Origin of the sequence: Sulfitobacter sp. PR48 (genome assembly GCF_028807335.1) — a bacterium.
Taxonomy (GTDB): domain Bacteria; phylum Pseudomonadota; class Alphaproteobacteria; order Rhodobacterales; family Rhodobacteraceae; genus Sulfitobacter.
This window is the reverse complement of record NZ_JARAMM010000002.1, coordinates 68,074-83,745: the sequence shown is the minus strand read 5'-3', so window position 1 is coordinate 83,745 and position 15,672 is coordinate 68,074. Positions and strand designations below refer to the sequence as shown.

General features: G+C 61.3%; 13 protein-coding genes. 4 read left to right on the top strand and 9 right to left on the bottom strand.

What is annotated here, in order from left to right:
* From PVW51_RS03105 to cysQ, 8 genes are all read right to left on the bottom strand, one after another.
* Positions 1–1,698: a DUF5927 domain-containing protein gene (locus PVW51_RS03105; protein WP_269362435.1), complete on the bottom strand. Its 1,698-nt coding sequence runs from the start codon at positions 1,696–1,698 to the stop codon at positions 1–3.
* Positions 1,695–2,681, bottom strand: coding sequence for a glycosyltransferase family 2 protein (locus tag PVW51_RS03100; protein ID WP_269362717.1), 987 nt, complete (start codon positions 2,679–2,681; stop codon positions 1,695–1,697). Before PVW51_RS03100 ends, PVW51_RS03105 begins: the two co-directional genes overlap by 4 nt.
* Before the next feature lie 75 nt (positions 2,682–2,756).
* Positions 2,757–3,938, bottom strand: a complete 1,182-nt coding sequence (locus PVW51_RS03095; RefSeq protein WP_274573575.1) for a glycosyltransferase — start codon at positions 3,936–3,938, stop codon at positions 2,757–2,759.
* A 10-nt stretch (positions 3,939–3,948) separates the two neighbouring features.
* Positions 3,949–4,932, bottom strand: coding sequence for a UDP-glucose 4-epimerase GalE (gene galE, locus PVW51_RS03090; protein WP_269362432.1), 984 nt, complete (start codon positions 4,930–4,932; stop codon positions 3,949–3,951).
* A 20-nt stretch (positions 4,933–4,952) separates the two neighbouring features.
* Positions 4,953–5,846 carry a UTP--glucose-1-phosphate uridylyltransferase GalU gene (galU, locus tag PVW51_RS03085; protein ID WP_274573573.1) on the bottom strand — a complete coding sequence of 298 codons (894 nt, stop codon included), beginning with the start codon at positions 5,844–5,846 and terminating at the stop codon, positions 4,953–4,955.
* A 122-nt stretch (positions 5,847–5,968) separates the two neighbouring features.
* Positions 5,969–7,204 (bottom strand): glycosyltransferase family 2 protein, encoded by a 1,236-nt coding sequence (locus PVW51_RS03080; RefSeq protein WP_274573572.1) that lies wholly within the window; start codon positions 7,202–7,204, stop codon positions 5,969–5,971.
* On the bottom strand, positions 7,201–8,001 hold the full coding sequence (locus tag PVW51_RS03075) for a 3-deoxy-manno-octulosonate cytidylyltransferase (protein ID WP_274573571.1): 801 nt from the start codon (positions 7,999–8,001) through the stop codon (positions 7,201–7,203). Before PVW51_RS03075 ends, PVW51_RS03080 begins: the two co-directional genes overlap by 4 nt.
* The gene (gene cysQ, locus PVW51_RS03070; RefSeq protein ID WP_274573570.1) at positions 8,001–8,798 is read right to left on the bottom strand and encodes a 3'(2'),5'-bisphosphate nucleotidase CysQ; all 798 of its coding nucleotides are present in this window, start codon (positions 8,796–8,798) and stop codon (positions 8,001–8,003) included. Before cysQ ends, PVW51_RS03075 begins: the two co-directional genes overlap by 1 nt.
* A gap of 115 nt (positions 8,799–8,913) precedes the next feature.
* Here cysQ and PVW51_RS03065 point away from each other — a divergent pair, with 115 nt between their 5' ends.
* From PVW51_RS03065 to radC, 4 genes are all read left to right on the top strand, one after another.
* On the top strand, positions 8,914–9,738 hold the full coding sequence (locus PVW51_RS03065; protein ID WP_269363339.1) for an ABC transporter permease: 825 nt from the start codon (positions 8,914–8,916) through the stop codon (positions 9,736–9,738).
* Positions 9,739–10,022: 284 nt separating this feature from the next.
* Positions 10,023–11,942, top strand: a complete 1,920-nt coding sequence (gene dnaK / locus PVW51_RS03060; RefSeq protein ID WP_269363337.1) for a molecular chaperone DnaK — start codon at positions 10,023–10,025, stop codon at positions 11,940–11,942.
* Between the two features lie 81 nt (positions 11,943–12,023).
* A complete protein-coding gene (gene dnaJ, locus PVW51_RS03055) occupies positions 12,024–13,190 on the top strand; it encodes a molecular chaperone DnaJ (protein WP_269363335.1) in 1,167 nt (388 codons plus the stop codon).
* Positions 13,191–13,320: 130 nt separating this feature from the next.
* Positions 13,321–14,070 carry a RadC family protein gene (radC, locus tag PVW51_RS03050; RefSeq protein WP_274573568.1) on the top strand — a complete coding sequence of 250 codons (750 nt, stop codon included), beginning with the start codon at positions 13,321–13,323 and terminating at the stop codon, positions 14,068–14,070.
* Between the two features lie 30 nt (positions 14,071–14,100).
* Here the strand turns inward: radC and PVW51_RS03045 are convergent, their stop codons facing one another.
* Positions 14,101–15,663: a phosphate ABC transporter substrate-binding/OmpA family protein gene (locus tag PVW51_RS03045; protein ID WP_269363330.1), complete on the bottom strand. Its 1,563-nt coding sequence runs from the start codon at positions 15,661–15,663 to the stop codon at positions 14,101–14,103.
* Between the last annotated feature and the right edge of the window lie 9 nt (positions 15,664–15,672).

Genomic DNA, 15,672 nt, shown 5'->3' with positions numbered 1-15,672 from the left:
TTACTGTACCAGATAGGGTTTGCGCTGGGTTTTCTGATTTGACGCGACACCGCGCTCGGCCGGAAAATCGCCCATCAGATAGGGGTGCATCCCCTGGTTCTTCAGGTTTTGCAGGAACTGGCCGAAACCACTCAGATCAACCATCTTGGGGGCTTCGGACAGGCGGCGCAATTTGGTGCGCCCGATCTCATCCAGTATCCCCTGCAAAGGCTCCATCGGTGCCTCGATGAATTCCGCCATGGTCCAGATGCGCACGCGGGCCTTGGAATAGGGCGACCGCAGGATATCCATATGTTCGCTTTCGACCTTTTGCAGATGCGCGGCAATTGTGCGGATCTTTGCAAAATCCAGGTTGGACCGGAACAACGGCACCGCCCAGGCCCCGGTGATAACGGAAACCTGCGCGTTCGGGTCCTTTGCCACCCGCCAGTTGATATCCTGGTTGTCTGCCGGGCCGAATTGGAAACACTGCCGCTCACCCCGGGTGTTCCAGATCAGATTGGTCAGGAACGCCTTGCTGTTATAATCGCGCAGCGTCGCGGATTGCGACAAGGCCCCGTTGATGGCTGTCTGCCCGTCCGCGTAATGCACACCATCCGCGGCAAACAGATGGCCATGCACCCGCGCGCCGGTTGCCTTGGCCAGCCAGGGTTCGAAATTCTCGAACAATTCGGCAAAGCCCTGGAACATCGAATAGGGTGCCGCCGTGACACCGTTTTCCCAATCTTCGTTGGGAAAGCGGCTTTGCATGTACAGGCCCGACCGCCCGCGCGTCCGCCGCTCCACCGCCTTGGAGAAGATCCTGTCGATCTTGCCGGGGTTCGGCTCCGTCTTTTTCATGGCACCCGCAACATCGGTCAGAAATGCCTCGTACAGGCGATCGGCATAGGGCCAGATCTTGCGCGCGACAAAGCAGTCTGACCGCCGCAGCAATTGCAGGTGGTCGTCGTAGAAAATATGCGGCTTACCCTGAAAATCGAACTTGGACAGCGTCAGGGAACGGCTTTCGATCTTCTCGGAATACAGCCGCGAAAGCGTTTGGAAATAGGATTCATCCGGGATCCAGACATGTCTGAAGAACCGGTCGTATGCGGGTCTTTCCGGGTCCTGCAGGATCGCGGACAACGTGCGGCGCGACAGGCACCACCATTGCGAGCCCATATGCGGCACGATCCCATGCGGCATCTTGCGTTTGAGCCCGAGAAAGCGCTGTACCGCCACCGCCTTGTCAAAGAAATAGCGCCGCTTTTTCCAGGAGAACGGAAAATGCATGGTAAACCGTTCTTCGTCCAGCCCGCCCACGGTCCAGGGCACATCGGCTGTTGTCGCGCTTTCGATGAAATCGGTGTTGGGGCGTTCGTCCAGATAATCAATCAGCTCCTGCACCGGACGCAACGGCAGACAGGACCCGGACGCCAGGTAGACATGTTTGATCTCCGGATAGCTGGCCAGCAGCTGTTCCGACGCGCTTTGCGATGCGGCGACAATGCCCCAGGTGCCCCATTCGCACCGGTAGCGGGTGCTGAAGGAGACATCCTTCCGGTCAGCCATCGCATTGACAAAGGCATCATAGGTCCGGCGCGGAACGCCCTTGTCGACATGGATCACCACGGGGCAGCCAGCCGCCGACCAGTGGCGCGCCACCTGCTCGGCCCGGCCCAGTGCGGTATGCACCAACATGACAATCCCGACCGTCATGCCCAGTTTCCCTTCGACATCAGGCCGAGAATCTCAAGCTGTCGCCAGTTGATGTAACGTTCTGACCATTTGCACCAAAGCTGCGGGTCGTGCTTCAGCCGGTCGGCATAGGCCTTGTATTCGACGGAACCGGCATAGTGCTGCGACCGCTCCAGCTCCTCTGCGGCCTTGGCGCCGAAAGTGTCAATGAACTTGGCATGCAGCAACACACCCGATGCCTTTTCACCACCCCATTCGTCATAGACCTGATTCAGCCCGCGCGGCAGCAGCATGTGGGTGGAGCTGACATAGGTATAGCGTTTGTCCCATTTCACCAATGGCACCTTGTTCAGGGCCGGTGCCTTTGCCGGCGCGTCGGGGAAGAAGACACGCGCACGCGGCCCCCCCTGAATCCACAGGTTGGTGAACAGGTGATTGCGCGAAATGGTGTAATTGCCGCTGTCGAACCAGGTGGCAATCTCGATCGGGTTCTGACCCGCCTGATAGGGCTGCTCGTCCAGCCGCCCCTTGGGGTACATATCCAGCAACATTGCAGAGAACGATTTGATCGAAGAGGCATCCAGCCAGTCCGTCAGGGCCCGCAGCGGGCGGGTATCGCAGAACGGATAGACCAGGAATTCATCGGGATCGACGGTCAGCGCCCAATGCCCATGGGCGTATTTGCGGGCCAGCCAGTTCAGCCAATCCACACCGAAACGGGCGCGTTTGTAGCTTGCCGTCGTGCTCCACACCGAAACATCCGGCTGATCCGCAAGATAGTCGAGGGATCCATCGGTGCTGTCATTGTCGACAAAGAAGAAATGGCCGATGCCCATTTCCCGGTAGTAATCCAGAAAATAGGGCAGCCGGATACCTTCGTTCCGCTGGGTGCAGAACAACAGCAGATCGTCGGGCCGGATTTGTCCGGTCCGATTTGCGACCCGCTTGAGTTCGCGACGTTTGCGCAGGGCACGGACACGCCATCGCTTCCGCTGCACCCTCAGCCAATATGACTGCAAAACACCCAATAACCGCCCTCTACCTTGCCGATATGGCCGCGTTTCTAGGCGCTACCATCTCTAACTTAACACGGTCTTGAAGTGTTTGTCCCAATCAGGGCCAACAAACGAAATCTTCCTTCCCGCGCCTACCGGCATCTCTGCCCACTGGTTAAGCATATCCAGCCACAAATACCGATCCGAAACCGACGCGTAAACGGCATTCTCCCCCAAAAATTCGCGTAATACCTCCAGATCGTTGCATAAAACCCGCGATCCAAGCTGTACCGCCTCCAGTGGCGGCAGACCAAAACCTTCCGCAAGACTTGGAAACAGCGCTCCCGCAGACCCCTGAACAAGGGCCGCAAGCGCCTTGTCTTCTAGGCGGGGCAGCTCCCGAACCGGGTGGCCCATGGGCAGGGCATCAAGGCGCGCGAACAAGGCCTCGTTGTTCCAGCCCCTGCTGCCACACAGCAGCAGCGGCGGCGCGGCAGGGCCCAATTCCTCCCACAGGTCGAGCAGGAATGCATGGTTCTTGCGCGGCTCCAACGTGCCGACAGTCACGAAATAGGGTCCCTCGGGCGGCAATCCCGCCGGCAGCGCCGTTACATCCGGGCGCGGCAGATCGGTGCCAAGGTAGGCCACAACCCCCGGCGGCACCCGCCCCATCGCGTCAAGATACCTTTCCGTCCGGTCCCGGGTGTCGTTTGAATTATAGATGATCCTGTCGGCCCGCGCGCTGACCCGGCGCAGCTTGGCCTCAAAGGTTTTCACACTGCCCGCGCGCTGGAATGCCGGATATTCCAGCGGAATCACGTCATGAATCAGCACATGGACAGTACCGCCCGCGGCTTTGACGGCCTCCAGGACGCGTTCCGTCAGATTGCTGTGCCCGGTGTTGAAATAGTCAAAACCCCCAGGAAAATGCCGCCGCAACATGCCCGGCAGGGCCGACCGCCAGGACCGCGCCAGGGCAAGCCGCCGCAGATCGCTTTCCGCCCGCCGGACCGCATCCGGCCGCGACCGCCCCAGCCGGGACAGGATGCCGCTGCGGCCCCAGGGCCTGCGCCCTTCCAGCCGGGCGAGGAAACCTTCCAGCCCATCCCGGTCCAGCAGTACATAGCCCAGCGCGGTGCGCACCAGACCGAAACAGGGAGAGTCTTCTTGCAGGAAACGGCGCAGATACGCCTGTTCGACACGGTCCACACCCGTCGCGACCCGGCCTGCCCGCCGCAATGAGCGGGTCAGGTCCAGCAGCCGCACAGGCGCAGAATTATGTATCGTAATGGCCAGTTTGGTGCCATCTCCACGCGTCGGTGATCATTTGTCTGAGCGTGGACCGATGCGGTTTCCAGCCCAGTTCCGTCTCTGCCCGCTGTGAACCTGACACCAGCTTGGTGCAATCCCCCGCACGGCGCGGCCCTTCGACATGGGGCACCTCGTGGTTGGTCACCTCGCGGCTGTGGGTCAGCACCTCACGCACCGAAAACCCCGACCCGGTGCCAAGGTTGAACACCCGGCTGCCTTTGCCATCTTCGAGCCATTTCAGACCCAGAACATGCGCATCGACCAGATCGCAGACATGCACATAGTCGCGGATGCAGGTGCCATCGGGCGTATCGTAATCGGTGCCATGGATCGTCAACGCATCGCGCTTGCCCGCAATCGCATCCAGCATCAGCGGCACCAGATGCGTCTCCGGCCGGTGGAATTCCCCGACTTCGCCATCCGGGTCCGCCCCGGCCACGTTGAAATAGCGAAAGATCACGTGGCGCAGACCATCGGAAGCTTCGAAATCGCGCAGAATATCCTCGATCGCACGTTTCGACGCGCCATAGGCGTTCAGCGGGTATTGGGCCGAATTTTCATCCAGCACCACATTGTCCTGATCGCCATAGGTGGCGCAGGTCGAGGAGAATACAAAATCCTTGCAGCCCGCCGCCACTGCCGCCTCGATCAGGGTCAGCGATCCCGAGACATTGTTGCGCCAGTATCTGCCGGGCTGGGCCATCGCCTCGCCCACCTGGCTCAGCGCCGCGAAATGCATCACCGCAACCGGCGCATAGGTCGCAAACACCGCGTCCAGACGCGCCCGGTCCAGCAGATCGCCCCGTTCGAACGGGCCGAACTTGACCGCATCCTGCCAGCCGGTTTCGAGGTTGTCATAGGTAACGGGCGTATATCCCGCATCCCGCAGCGCCTTGCAGGCATGCGACCCGATATAGCCCGCACCGCCTGTCACCAGAACATTGCTCATGTCTTTCCTTTCCGGTGCGGCTATTGCGCGGCCTTGTCCACCTGCATGATGCTGCTGAGGTAGGAATGCAGATCGTCGCGCAGCTCTTCACGGGCAAGGCCAAAGGCGACGGTCGCCTGCAGGAACCCTGATTTGGAGCCGCAATCGAACCGCTGACCCCGGAAACGATAGCCGTAAACCGCATTGCCCTGCTCGATGTCGCGGGCAATCGCATCTGTCAGTTGAATTTCGCCACCGGACCCGGATTTCAACTGGTTCAGATTGCGCAGCACCGATGGCTCAAGGATATAGCGCCCGATCACCGCGAGGTTGGAGGGCGAATCCTCCGCCTTGGGCTTCTCCACCATGCCCTTGACCTTGACCATGTGGCCCATGTCTTCGGATATATCGAGCATCCCGTAGGACGACGCGCGCTCCGGCTCCACCTCCATCGCGGCGACCATGTTGCCGCCGGTTTCCGCATAGGCTTCGACCATCTGCTGAAGGCAGGGCTTTTCCGCCGCGATCACGTCATCGGGCAACATCACCGCAAAGGGTTCGTTCCCGATCAGCCGCCGCGCGCACCACACCGCATGCCCCAGCCCCAACGCCTCGTGCTGGCGGATATATGCAATCGCGCCGCTTTCCATGTTGGTGTCCTGAAGGGCCTGCAACAGCTCTTCCTTGCCCTTCTTGCGCAGCTCCTGTTCCAGCTGCGGCGCGTGGTCAAAGTAATCCTCCAGCGCACCCTTGCCGCGGGATGTGACAAAGATGAATTCCTTGATCCCGGCGGCCCGCGCCTCGTCGATGGCGTATTGCACCAGCGGCCGGTCCACGAGGGTCATGATTTCCTTTGGTACCGATTTGGTTGCCGGCAAGAACCGGGTTCCGAGGCCCGCGACGGGGAAAATTGCTTTTGTGACCTTTTTACGCATCTTGATCCTAAGTCCCTTCGAAACAGCTTTCGCCATTCTCTTTTACATTTTTCATCTCATTAATATCTGATTCAGATCAGCCAGAGCAAAATCATTTCCAGCCTTACGTTCTGGACCGCATGCTACTCTTCGCGCAATCCGCGCTGACTGGCAACGCGGTTTTGTTCCTTTTTCAGCCGTGACATGCGCGAAAAAGCGCTGAAAATCGGCATTTCACGATCAGATTTACCAAATATCCCGCCTCTTTGCATCCAAAAGCCTTCCGGCTCGAAACTAACCCTGTGGTAGCGCGCTGTCAGGGAAAGGCAAATCAGGGTGATGATCTCGCCGTTTCGCACGCGCTGCGCGGCAATCTGCCGGTCCCGGCGCAGCCGGAAGGGGCGCGTCGCGACAACGGCACAGCGGCGGGGCACGGCGGGGAAGGGCGCAAAGGGGGTCTGCGGATGCGTGGCGATCCGGGCGGCTGTCAGTTCACGCACTTTGCCTTCGGCATAGCCCTGATCAAGCCGTTTCATCAGCCGCCGCAATTGCGCAGGTTCCAGCGGGCCGGAAACAAGATAACGCAACAGCCGCTGCCGCTCTGACCGGCGCAGCCGCGCCCATTGTTCGGCATGTCCGGACGGGTCGATATGCTTGCGCTGGAATACCGCCCAGCTGGCCCCGATATCAAACAGATCCCGGGGCACCCTGTCCGGTCCGCGCAGCGCATTGGCGGCGAATCCGTGATGCACCTCTGCCAGCGGTACAATTGCCGTGGCATGTCCGGCCCGACCCAGACGCATGTTCAGGTCGGTCTCATCCAGAAAGTAATGGAATGCAGGGTCAAATCCCCCCAGCGCCACCAGCACATCACGCCGGAACGCCATGTTTGTGCCTTCGGTCTTGATCGCGCGCCCCTTGGGCGGGTGCAGCACTGTCGGTTGGCGCGGATGCAGGTCCAGCTCCTGCGCCTCACCCAGCGAATCAAGGCTGCGGGCGCGCCATTGAAAGGATATGCCGTTGCGCCCCCTTACATAGCCCCCCATCGCGGCAACCTCGGGTCTGCCGGCGGGCTGAACCAGATGGCGCAGCCACTGCGGCTCCGGCACGGCATCGTCGTCAATAAAGGCAACGATCTCACCTGCGGCCTGACCGATGCCCAGATTGCGCGCGGCCGAGATATTGGCCTCATCAAAGGGCACAACCTTCAGATCATCGGCAAATCCGCCGACCTGCACCGCATCGACCCCGGCAGGATCAGCGACAACCACGACCTCGAAAGCGGGATACTGAAGCTGTGAAACGCCGGTCAGGCAGCGTCGCAGGGCATCGGGACGGCCCCGGCTGACGATCACCACGCTGACCGTCGGATCGCTCATTCAAGGCCCATCTGCGCCATCATGCCCTCGATCTTCGGCACATCTTCGGGGTTGTTCAGTTCCCAGAAGGCACGCCCCCGCGCCTCTACCTCAACGCAAAGAACGGATTCGCCATGCTCCATGAACCGCAGCTGCTCCAACCCCTCCAGCTGCTCCAGCGGGCCCGAGGGCCAGGTCGGATAGGCCGCCAGCGCGTCGGGTCGATAGGCATAGACACCAACATGGTGAAAAACCGGGGTCTGTTCAGTCTCTGCATAGGGCTTTGACGTGAAGGGCACGACCTCCTTGGAAAAGTAGAGCGCCCGGTGATCCGCTGCGAAAACGGCAGTTGTACCGCCGACGCGGCCTGCCTTGCGGTCGGCCAGCAGACTGTTCAGCGCGGCCCCGTCACAGCGCAGCACCGGCGTGGCGATGCCCGCTTCGGGCGCGTTGCGCAGCCCCGCGACCAGACCTTCGACAAACCAATGCGGTGTCAGCGGCGCATCGCCCTGCAGGTTGACGACAATATCAAATCCGCCGCCCAGCGCCTGATGCGCCTCCGCACATCGCTCGGTGCCATTGGCGCAATCGGCCGAGGTCATGACAACCTCCGCCCCGAATCCTTCGGCCGCCTGCCGGATCCGGTCATCATCCGTCGCCACCACCACACGGTCCACTCCCTGCACCGCGCTGGCAGCATGCCAGGACCGCTCGATCAGGCTCCGCGACACGCCACTTGCCCCCTTCAGCGCCGCAAGCGGCTTGCCCGGATACCGCGTAGAGGCATAGCGCGCCGGAATGACAACCAGAACAGACATCAGGCCGGCTTCAGATCGACGCCCGGCGCATGGGCGATGAAGAATGGATTGGCAAAGCCCTCCTTGCCATAGGTCAGGGGCGTCAGATCGTGAAAACGCACCACCGCACCGCCGGCTCCCAGCAATACCGCATGGCCCGCAGCCGTATCCCATTCCATCGTGCGCCCGACCCGGGGGTAAAGGTCCGCCTCGCCGGTCGCCACCAGACAGAACTTCAGCGAGGACCCGGCGCTCTTCATGTCCTTGACCGCATATTTCGCGATGTAATCATCCGTCGCCTGATCACGGTGCGACTTGGACGCCACCACCATCAGGGCCGAATTGTCCGAGTCAGAGACGGATATGGGCGCGACCTGACCCACCGTGTCCTTGTTGAATTCACCTGTCTCTTCGACCGACTGCCCATCGGCCCGGGTAAAGAACATGCGCGATTTCGCCGGGGCATAGACCACACCGCGCGTGGGCACACCGCCCTCGACCAGCGCGATGTTCACGGTGAAATCGCCCCGCCGGTGGATGAATTCCTTGGTGCCGTCCAGCGGATCCACGATCAGAAAGGTATCGCCCTGTGCCGCATGTGTCGCCGCCTGTTCCTCGGTGACCAGCGCCACATCGGGAAATGCCGCCCGCAACCCCGCCGAGATGATGGCATCAGCAGCTTCATCGGCGGCTGTGACCGGGCTGTCATCGGATTTGGCCTTCACGTCGAAATCGTCCTGGCCGTAAATCTCCATGATCTTGTCCCCCGCCTCCAGCGAGAGTTTCCGCATCACAGTCACCAATTTATTATAGTCCATAACAAGCTGCCTCTATCGCTTTCGTTGATTAGTCGGTCAGCCCCCCTTATGCTGCGGCACTAACGGAACGGCAAGAAATCCGTGTCAGCTTCGCGCAGATCAAAAGGCAGACCAAATGTTCCAGTCCACCCGCAAACCCAAAGGCGGCTTCAGTTCCGCCATGGCGATGGCCGAACTGATCTATCATTCTGTCGTCCGATCCGTGCGCAAGCAACACAACAACGCCTTTGTCGCGATCTTCACCAATATGCTTCAGGCGATCATGTTCGTCGCCGCCTTTTATGTGATGTTCTCCATCCTGGGCATGCGCAGTGCCGCGCTGCGCGGTGATTTTCTGGTCTACATCATGTCGGGCATCTTTCTTTACCTGACACATACCAAGGCGCTGGGCGCCGTCGCAGGTTCCGAAGGGCCCGCCAGCCCGATGATGCAGCACGCGCCGATGAACACCATCATCGCGATCGCCTCCGCTGCCGTGGGCGCGCTCTACATCCAGGTCCTGTCGCTGTTCGTGATCCTGTTTGCCTACCATGTGGCCTGGACCCCCCTTGAAATTGATCAGCCGATTGCCGCCTTCGGCATGCTGCTGATCGCCTGGTTCACCGGCTGCGCGCTGGGCCTTGTCCTGCTGGCGATGAAACCATGGTTCCCCACGGTGGTCAGCATGTTCAGCATGGTCTACCAGCGCGCCAACATGATCGCCTCGGGCAAGATGTTCGTGGCCAACACGCTGCCCGGCTTCATGCTGGCGATGTTCGACTGGAACCCTTTGTTCCACGTCATCGACCAGGCGCGCGGCTATGCCTTCATCAACTACAATCCCCGCTACACGAACTGGGAATACGCCATGTGGGTCGGCCTGGCCTTTCTGGTCATCGGCCTGATGGGCGAATTCTACACCCGCAGACACGCATCGCTCAGCTGGAACGCGCGGCGGTAAGGCGGGCAGCCGGACAGATGCCAGGACCGGCCTCCCGAACTTTCCGGCGCGCCGGACGCCTGAACGTGTCACCTGATCCACATGATCCGGAAAAATTGCGCAAAATCCGCCCAAAATCCTCCACACCGCCCCATTGAAACGGTTGCGAGGTCCTTGGCCGCTCCCTATATACCCTCCGAACCGCTGGATGCAGCCGCATTCAGTCTCAACCAGATCGGGGCAAGGGTGCCGTAACGGGCCTGCGCCTCGTGTCATCGCCTTGAATAGCATGAGGGATCGAAAACATGGCCAAAGTAATCGGCATTGACCTTGGAACTACCAACTCCTGTATCGCCATCATGGACGGCAGCCAGCCCCGCGTGATCGAAAACGCGGAAGGCGCGCGCACAACACCTTCCATCGTGGCCTTCACCGACGACGAACGTCTCGTCGGCCAGCCTGCAAAACGCCAGGCTGTCACCAACCCCGACAACACCATTTTTGGCGTCAAGCGCCTGATCGGCCGTCGCAACGACGACACGGATCTCGCCAAGGACAAAAAGAACCTGCCCTTCTCCGTCATCGACGGCGGCAATGGCGACGCATGGGTTCAGGCCAAGGGCGAGAAATACTCCCCCTCCCAGATCTCCGCTTTCATCCTCGGCAAGATGAAAGAAACCGCCGAGAGCTATCTTGGCGAAGAAGTGACCCAGGCGGTCATCACCGTTCCGGCCTATTTCAACGACGCCCAGCGCCAGGCAACCAAGGACGCGGGCAAGATCGCCGGTCTGGAAGTGCTGCGGATCATCAACGAACCGACAGCGGCCGCGCTGGCCTATGGCCTGGACAAGGAAAACACGCAAACCATCGCGGTCTATGACCTTGGCGGCGGTACATTCGACGTGACCATCCTGGAAATCGACGACGGCCTTTTCGAAGTCAAATCCACCAACGGGGACACCTTCCTGGGTGGTGAAGACTTTGACATGCGCATCGTCAACTACCTCGCCGGTGAGTTCAAGAAAGAGCACAACGTCGACCTGACCCAGGACAAGATGGCGCTGCAGCGTCTGAAAGAAGCCGCTGAAAAAGCCAAGATCGAACTGTCCAGCTCCAGCCAGACAGAGATCAACCAGCCGTTCATCTCCATGGGTGCCAACGGTCAGCCGCTGCACATGGTCATGAAACTGACCCGCGCCAAGCTGGAAAGCCTGGTGGGCGACCTGATCAAGGCCTCGCTGAAGCCCTGCAAGGACGCGCTCAAGGACGCGGGCCTTTCGGCCTCCGACATCGACGAAGTCGTGCTTGTGGGTGGTATGACCCGCATGCCGAAAGTCGTGGAAGAAGTGACGAAGTTCTTCGGGAAAGAACCCCACAAAGGCGTGAACCCCGATGAGGTCGTGGCACTGGGCGCCGCCATTCAGGCCGGCGTTCTGCAAGGCGACGTCAAGGACGTGGTCCTGCTCGACGTAACCCCGCTGTCGCTGGGCATCGAAACGCTGGGTGGCGTGTTCACCCGCCTGATCGACCGCAACACCACGATCCCGACGAAAAAGTCGCAGGTCTTCTCGACCGCTGAAGACAACCAGAACGCGGTCACCATCCGGGTCTTCCAGGGTGAGCGTGAGATGGCCGCCGACAACAAGATCCTCGGTGCCTTCAACCTGGAAAACATCCCGCCTGCCCCGCGCGGCATGCCCCAGATCGAAGTGACCTTCGACATCGACGCAAACGGCATCGTGTCGGTTGGTGCGCTCGACAAGGGCACCGGCAAGGAGCAGAAGATCACGATCCAGGCCTCGGGTGGTCTCAGCGATGAAGACATCGAAAAGATGGTCAAGGACGCCGAAGAGAACGCGGAATCCGACAAGGAGCGCCGCGCGCTGATCGAGGCGAAGAACCAGGCGGAAAGCCTCATCCACTCGACCGAAAAGTCCGTGGAAGAGCATTCCGACAAGGTCGATCCGACCACCGTCGAAGCCATCGAACTGGCCATTGCCGCGCTCAAGGACGATTTGGAATCCGACAGTGCCGACAAGATCAAGTCCGGCATCCAGAACGTGACCGAAGCTGCCATGAAACTGGGCGAGGCGATCTATAAGGCCGCGCAGGAAGACGGCGACGACATGGCGGAAGCTGCCGATGAGCAGGCCTCCCGCAGCGGTGGCGACGACGACATCGTCGATGCCGAGTTCGAAGACCTCGACGACGACAAGCGCGCGTAATCCCGCGCGAGGGAACCACTGACAGGGCCGGTCCGATCCAGACGGGCCGGCCCTTCACGTTCCAGCAAAAGGACATGATCCATGGCAAAACGTGATTACTACGAGGTGCTTGGTGTCTCCAAAGGCGCATCCGCCGACGAGATCAAGAAGGGCTATCGTCAGAAGGCCAAGGAATTTCACCCGGACCGGAACAAGGACAGCGCCGATTCCGAAGCGAAGTTCAAGGAAGCCAACGAAGCCTACGAAGTACTGAAAGACGCGGACAAGAAAGCAGCCTATGACCGTTTCGGACATGCCGCCTTTGAAGGTGGCATGGGTGGCGGCGGTGGCGGCAGACGCCCCGGCGGCGGCTTTGGCGGCGGTCAGGGCGATTTCTCTTCCGCTTTCTCGGATGTTTTCGACGACCTCTTTGGCGACTTCATGGGCGGTCGCGGTGGCGCGGGCGGCGGTGGCCGTCGCGCGGCGCGCGGGGCCGACCTGCGCTACAACCTCGGCATCTCGCTGGAAGACGCCTATTCGGGCCTGCAAAAGTCGATCAATGTGCCAACCTCCGTGCAATGCGGATCCTGTAACGGCTCCGGCGCGGAAGGCGGCGCAGAGCCGACAACCTGTCCGACCTGTTCGGGCATGGGAAAGGTCCGCGCGCAGCAGGGCTTCTTCACCGTTGAACGCACCTGCCCCACCTGTTCCGGCATGGGCCAGATCGTCAAGAACCCTTGCAAGACCTGCCGTGGCGCCGGCCGGGTGGAGAAAGACCGCTCGCTCAGTGTCAACATCCCCGCCGGTGTCGAAACCGGCACCCGCATCCGCCTGGCAGGCGAGGGCGAGGCCGGGATGCGGGGCGGCCCCTCGGGCGACCTCTATATCTTCATCGAGGTAAAGGAGCACGAGCTCTTCGATCGCGACGGCCCGAACCTGTTCTGCCGGGTGCCCGTGTCGATGAGCACTGCGGCCCTGGGCGGCAACATCGAGGTGCCTACCATCGACGGCGGTCGTGGCCGGGTGCAGATCCCCAGCGGCAGCCAGTCGGGCCGCCAGATGCGCCTGCGCGGCAAGGGCATGCCCCCCCTGCGCGGCGGCGGCACCGGCGACATGATCATCGAACTGGCGGTCGAGACTCCGGTGAACCTGACATCGCGGCAAAAGGAACTGCTGCGGGAATTCGAGGACCTGTCGTCCGAGAACAACCCCGAAAGCAGCAGCTTCTTTTCCAGCGTCAAAAGTTTCTGGGATTCGATGAAGGGGTAACCAGCACGCCGGATATTCTCCGGCGTGCGCTCCGGTCCGACAGATGCATGGCACAGGCCCGCTTCGTGTGCCAACCTGAATTCCGGGCGCCATTAACCCATTGGTAACCAGACTCGGGTGACCCTCGGGCATGGCTCAATTCAATGAACAGCCCCTCCCCTATCTGCTGGACGAAGCGGCAGAAACCGCGCCGGTAACGGGCAGGCAGCCCTCCTATATCAAGGATCACCGCCAGCGCCTGCGGGCGCGGTTCATGGCCGGCGGTCCCGCCGCCATGCCGGATTACGAACTGCTGGAACTGGTCCTGTTCCGCGCCATTCCCCGCCGCGATGTCAAACCCCTGGCACATGCCCTGATGGATCGTTTCGGCGACTTCAACCGCGTCGTCTCTGCCTCTGAATCGCGGCTGCGCGACCTGCCCGGTGTCGGGGATGCCGTCATCATAGAGCTCAAGATAATCGAGGCGGCAGCGCAACGCCTTGCCCGTGCCAAGGTGTTGAAACAACAGGTGGTTTCCAGTTGGGATGCGCTCTTGGACTATTGCCACACCACCATGGCCCACCGCGAAACGGAGCAGTTTCGCGTGCTCTACCTTGATCGCAAGAATGTCCTGATCGCGGATGAGGAACAGGCGAAAGGAACAGTGGATCACGTGCCCGTCTATCCCCGAGAGGTTGCTAAACGGGCGCTGGAACTCAACGCCTCCGCATTGATCCTTGTACATAACCATCCCTCGGGCGATCCCACGCCATCCAGCCTGGACATTGATATGACCAACCAGATCTCGACGGCTTGCGGGGCGCTTGGGCTCACCCTGCACGATCACCTGATCATCGGGAAATCCACCGAACTCAGCTTTCGGTCGGAAGGATACCTGTAAGGGAAAACAGCGGCTTGGGTGCCGGAAGCCTCACCGCACCCAGACTTCCACCCGCCGGTTCGCCTGCCGCCCCCAGGCGGTATCGTCGCAGGCCATCGGCATCGCCTCGCCAAAGGCATCGACGCCCAGATCAACGCGTTCCAGGTTGGCGGTGACCGCGGCGGCAGAGACTGCACGCAACACCGCCTCGGCCCGACGCAGGGCGATATCCCGGTTCGGCGCCGCGGCCCCCTGCCCGTCGCTGAAGCCGACAAACAACATGCGCCGCGCATCATATTGCCCCTGTTCCAGCGCCCGCGCCAGCTGCTGCACGTTTGACCGGCTCTGCGCATCCAGCCGGATCGACCCAGCCTCGAAGCGGAAAGACGTGGTCAGCCGGGCCATCGGCTGAAGCGTCGCGGTCATCCGCTGCAGTTCCTGAAGCGAAATTTCCTCGCCCGCCACGGTAATGGCATTGGTGAAACGGTTGCCCTGCTGCTCAACCGGGATCTCCTCAGGCGCCTGATCCACAAACCCCGCGCGCCGGATGACATTCTGCGCCGCCGGCCCCCGCGTAAAGGCCAGAAACTCCCGCGCGATCAGGGGCAGGCGACGCGCCGGAAAATACAGGAACATGGGGGCCGTCAGCGGATAATCTTCCGTCTTGATCGTCCGCCGCGCGGCGTTCAGCGCAAAGCCGCAGGTGCCACCCAGGGTCAGCACCATCGTGTCGCGTTGTTCGGCATAGCTGGTGATGCCCAGCGACAGGCTGTCTTTGGCCACGGCCTTTGCCAGGTCTTCAGGCAGGGCATGGCGCACAATCGTATCGGCCAGGGTCAGCCCCGCCGGCTTCATGACCTGATCCACGATTGCCTGGCTCAAACCGCTGGACGGGCTGGGCAGATGCAGTTCGATCGGCGCATCGGGTCCGCCAAGCTCCTGCCAGTTGGTCACCTCCCCCGCAAAGGCGCGGGCCAGCATGAGCGGTGAAATCGCCCGCAAGGGATTGGTCGGGGCCACAACCGGCACCACCGCATCCAGGGCCAGAACCCGGCTGCGGTTTGCACCCGTCAGATCCCCCATCCCGGCGTCGCGGGCATTGATGCGTTCCTCGCGCCCGATCTCGCGCAGCGCCATGACGATATCGGCCTCATCCGCCAGAAGGTCGGCAAACCCCTCATCCGTGTTGGTCGCGCGGAAATAAAACCGGGCCGCAGGTTTGCCCGTGTCCCGCCGCGACAACAGATAGGTGAACCGGGTCGGGTCCTCGCCGTCTTCGCGGGTGACAAGGTAATCCGCGCGCTGGCCATAGGCGTCAATCAGCGCCGGCATCAGAACCGCACCCATTGTCGCGGAACCGGACAATTGCACCTCGGCCACGAAATCTTCGAGGTTGGGGCAGCCGGGCCCGGCACAGAGCACGCCCGACCCGTCTATCGTCAGCTCGCCATACTCCGTCTGGACGCGGTAGAATTCCCCGTCAAATCCCAGCAACATGCCGCTGATTTCGACCTTGCCATCGCGCGAGGTCAGGGAAACATCCTGCGCGGCGGCCGGATGGTGCCAGAAAAGAAAAAGTGCGGCGATGAACGCCGCACATCTGAGCAAGATCATGGGACCTCT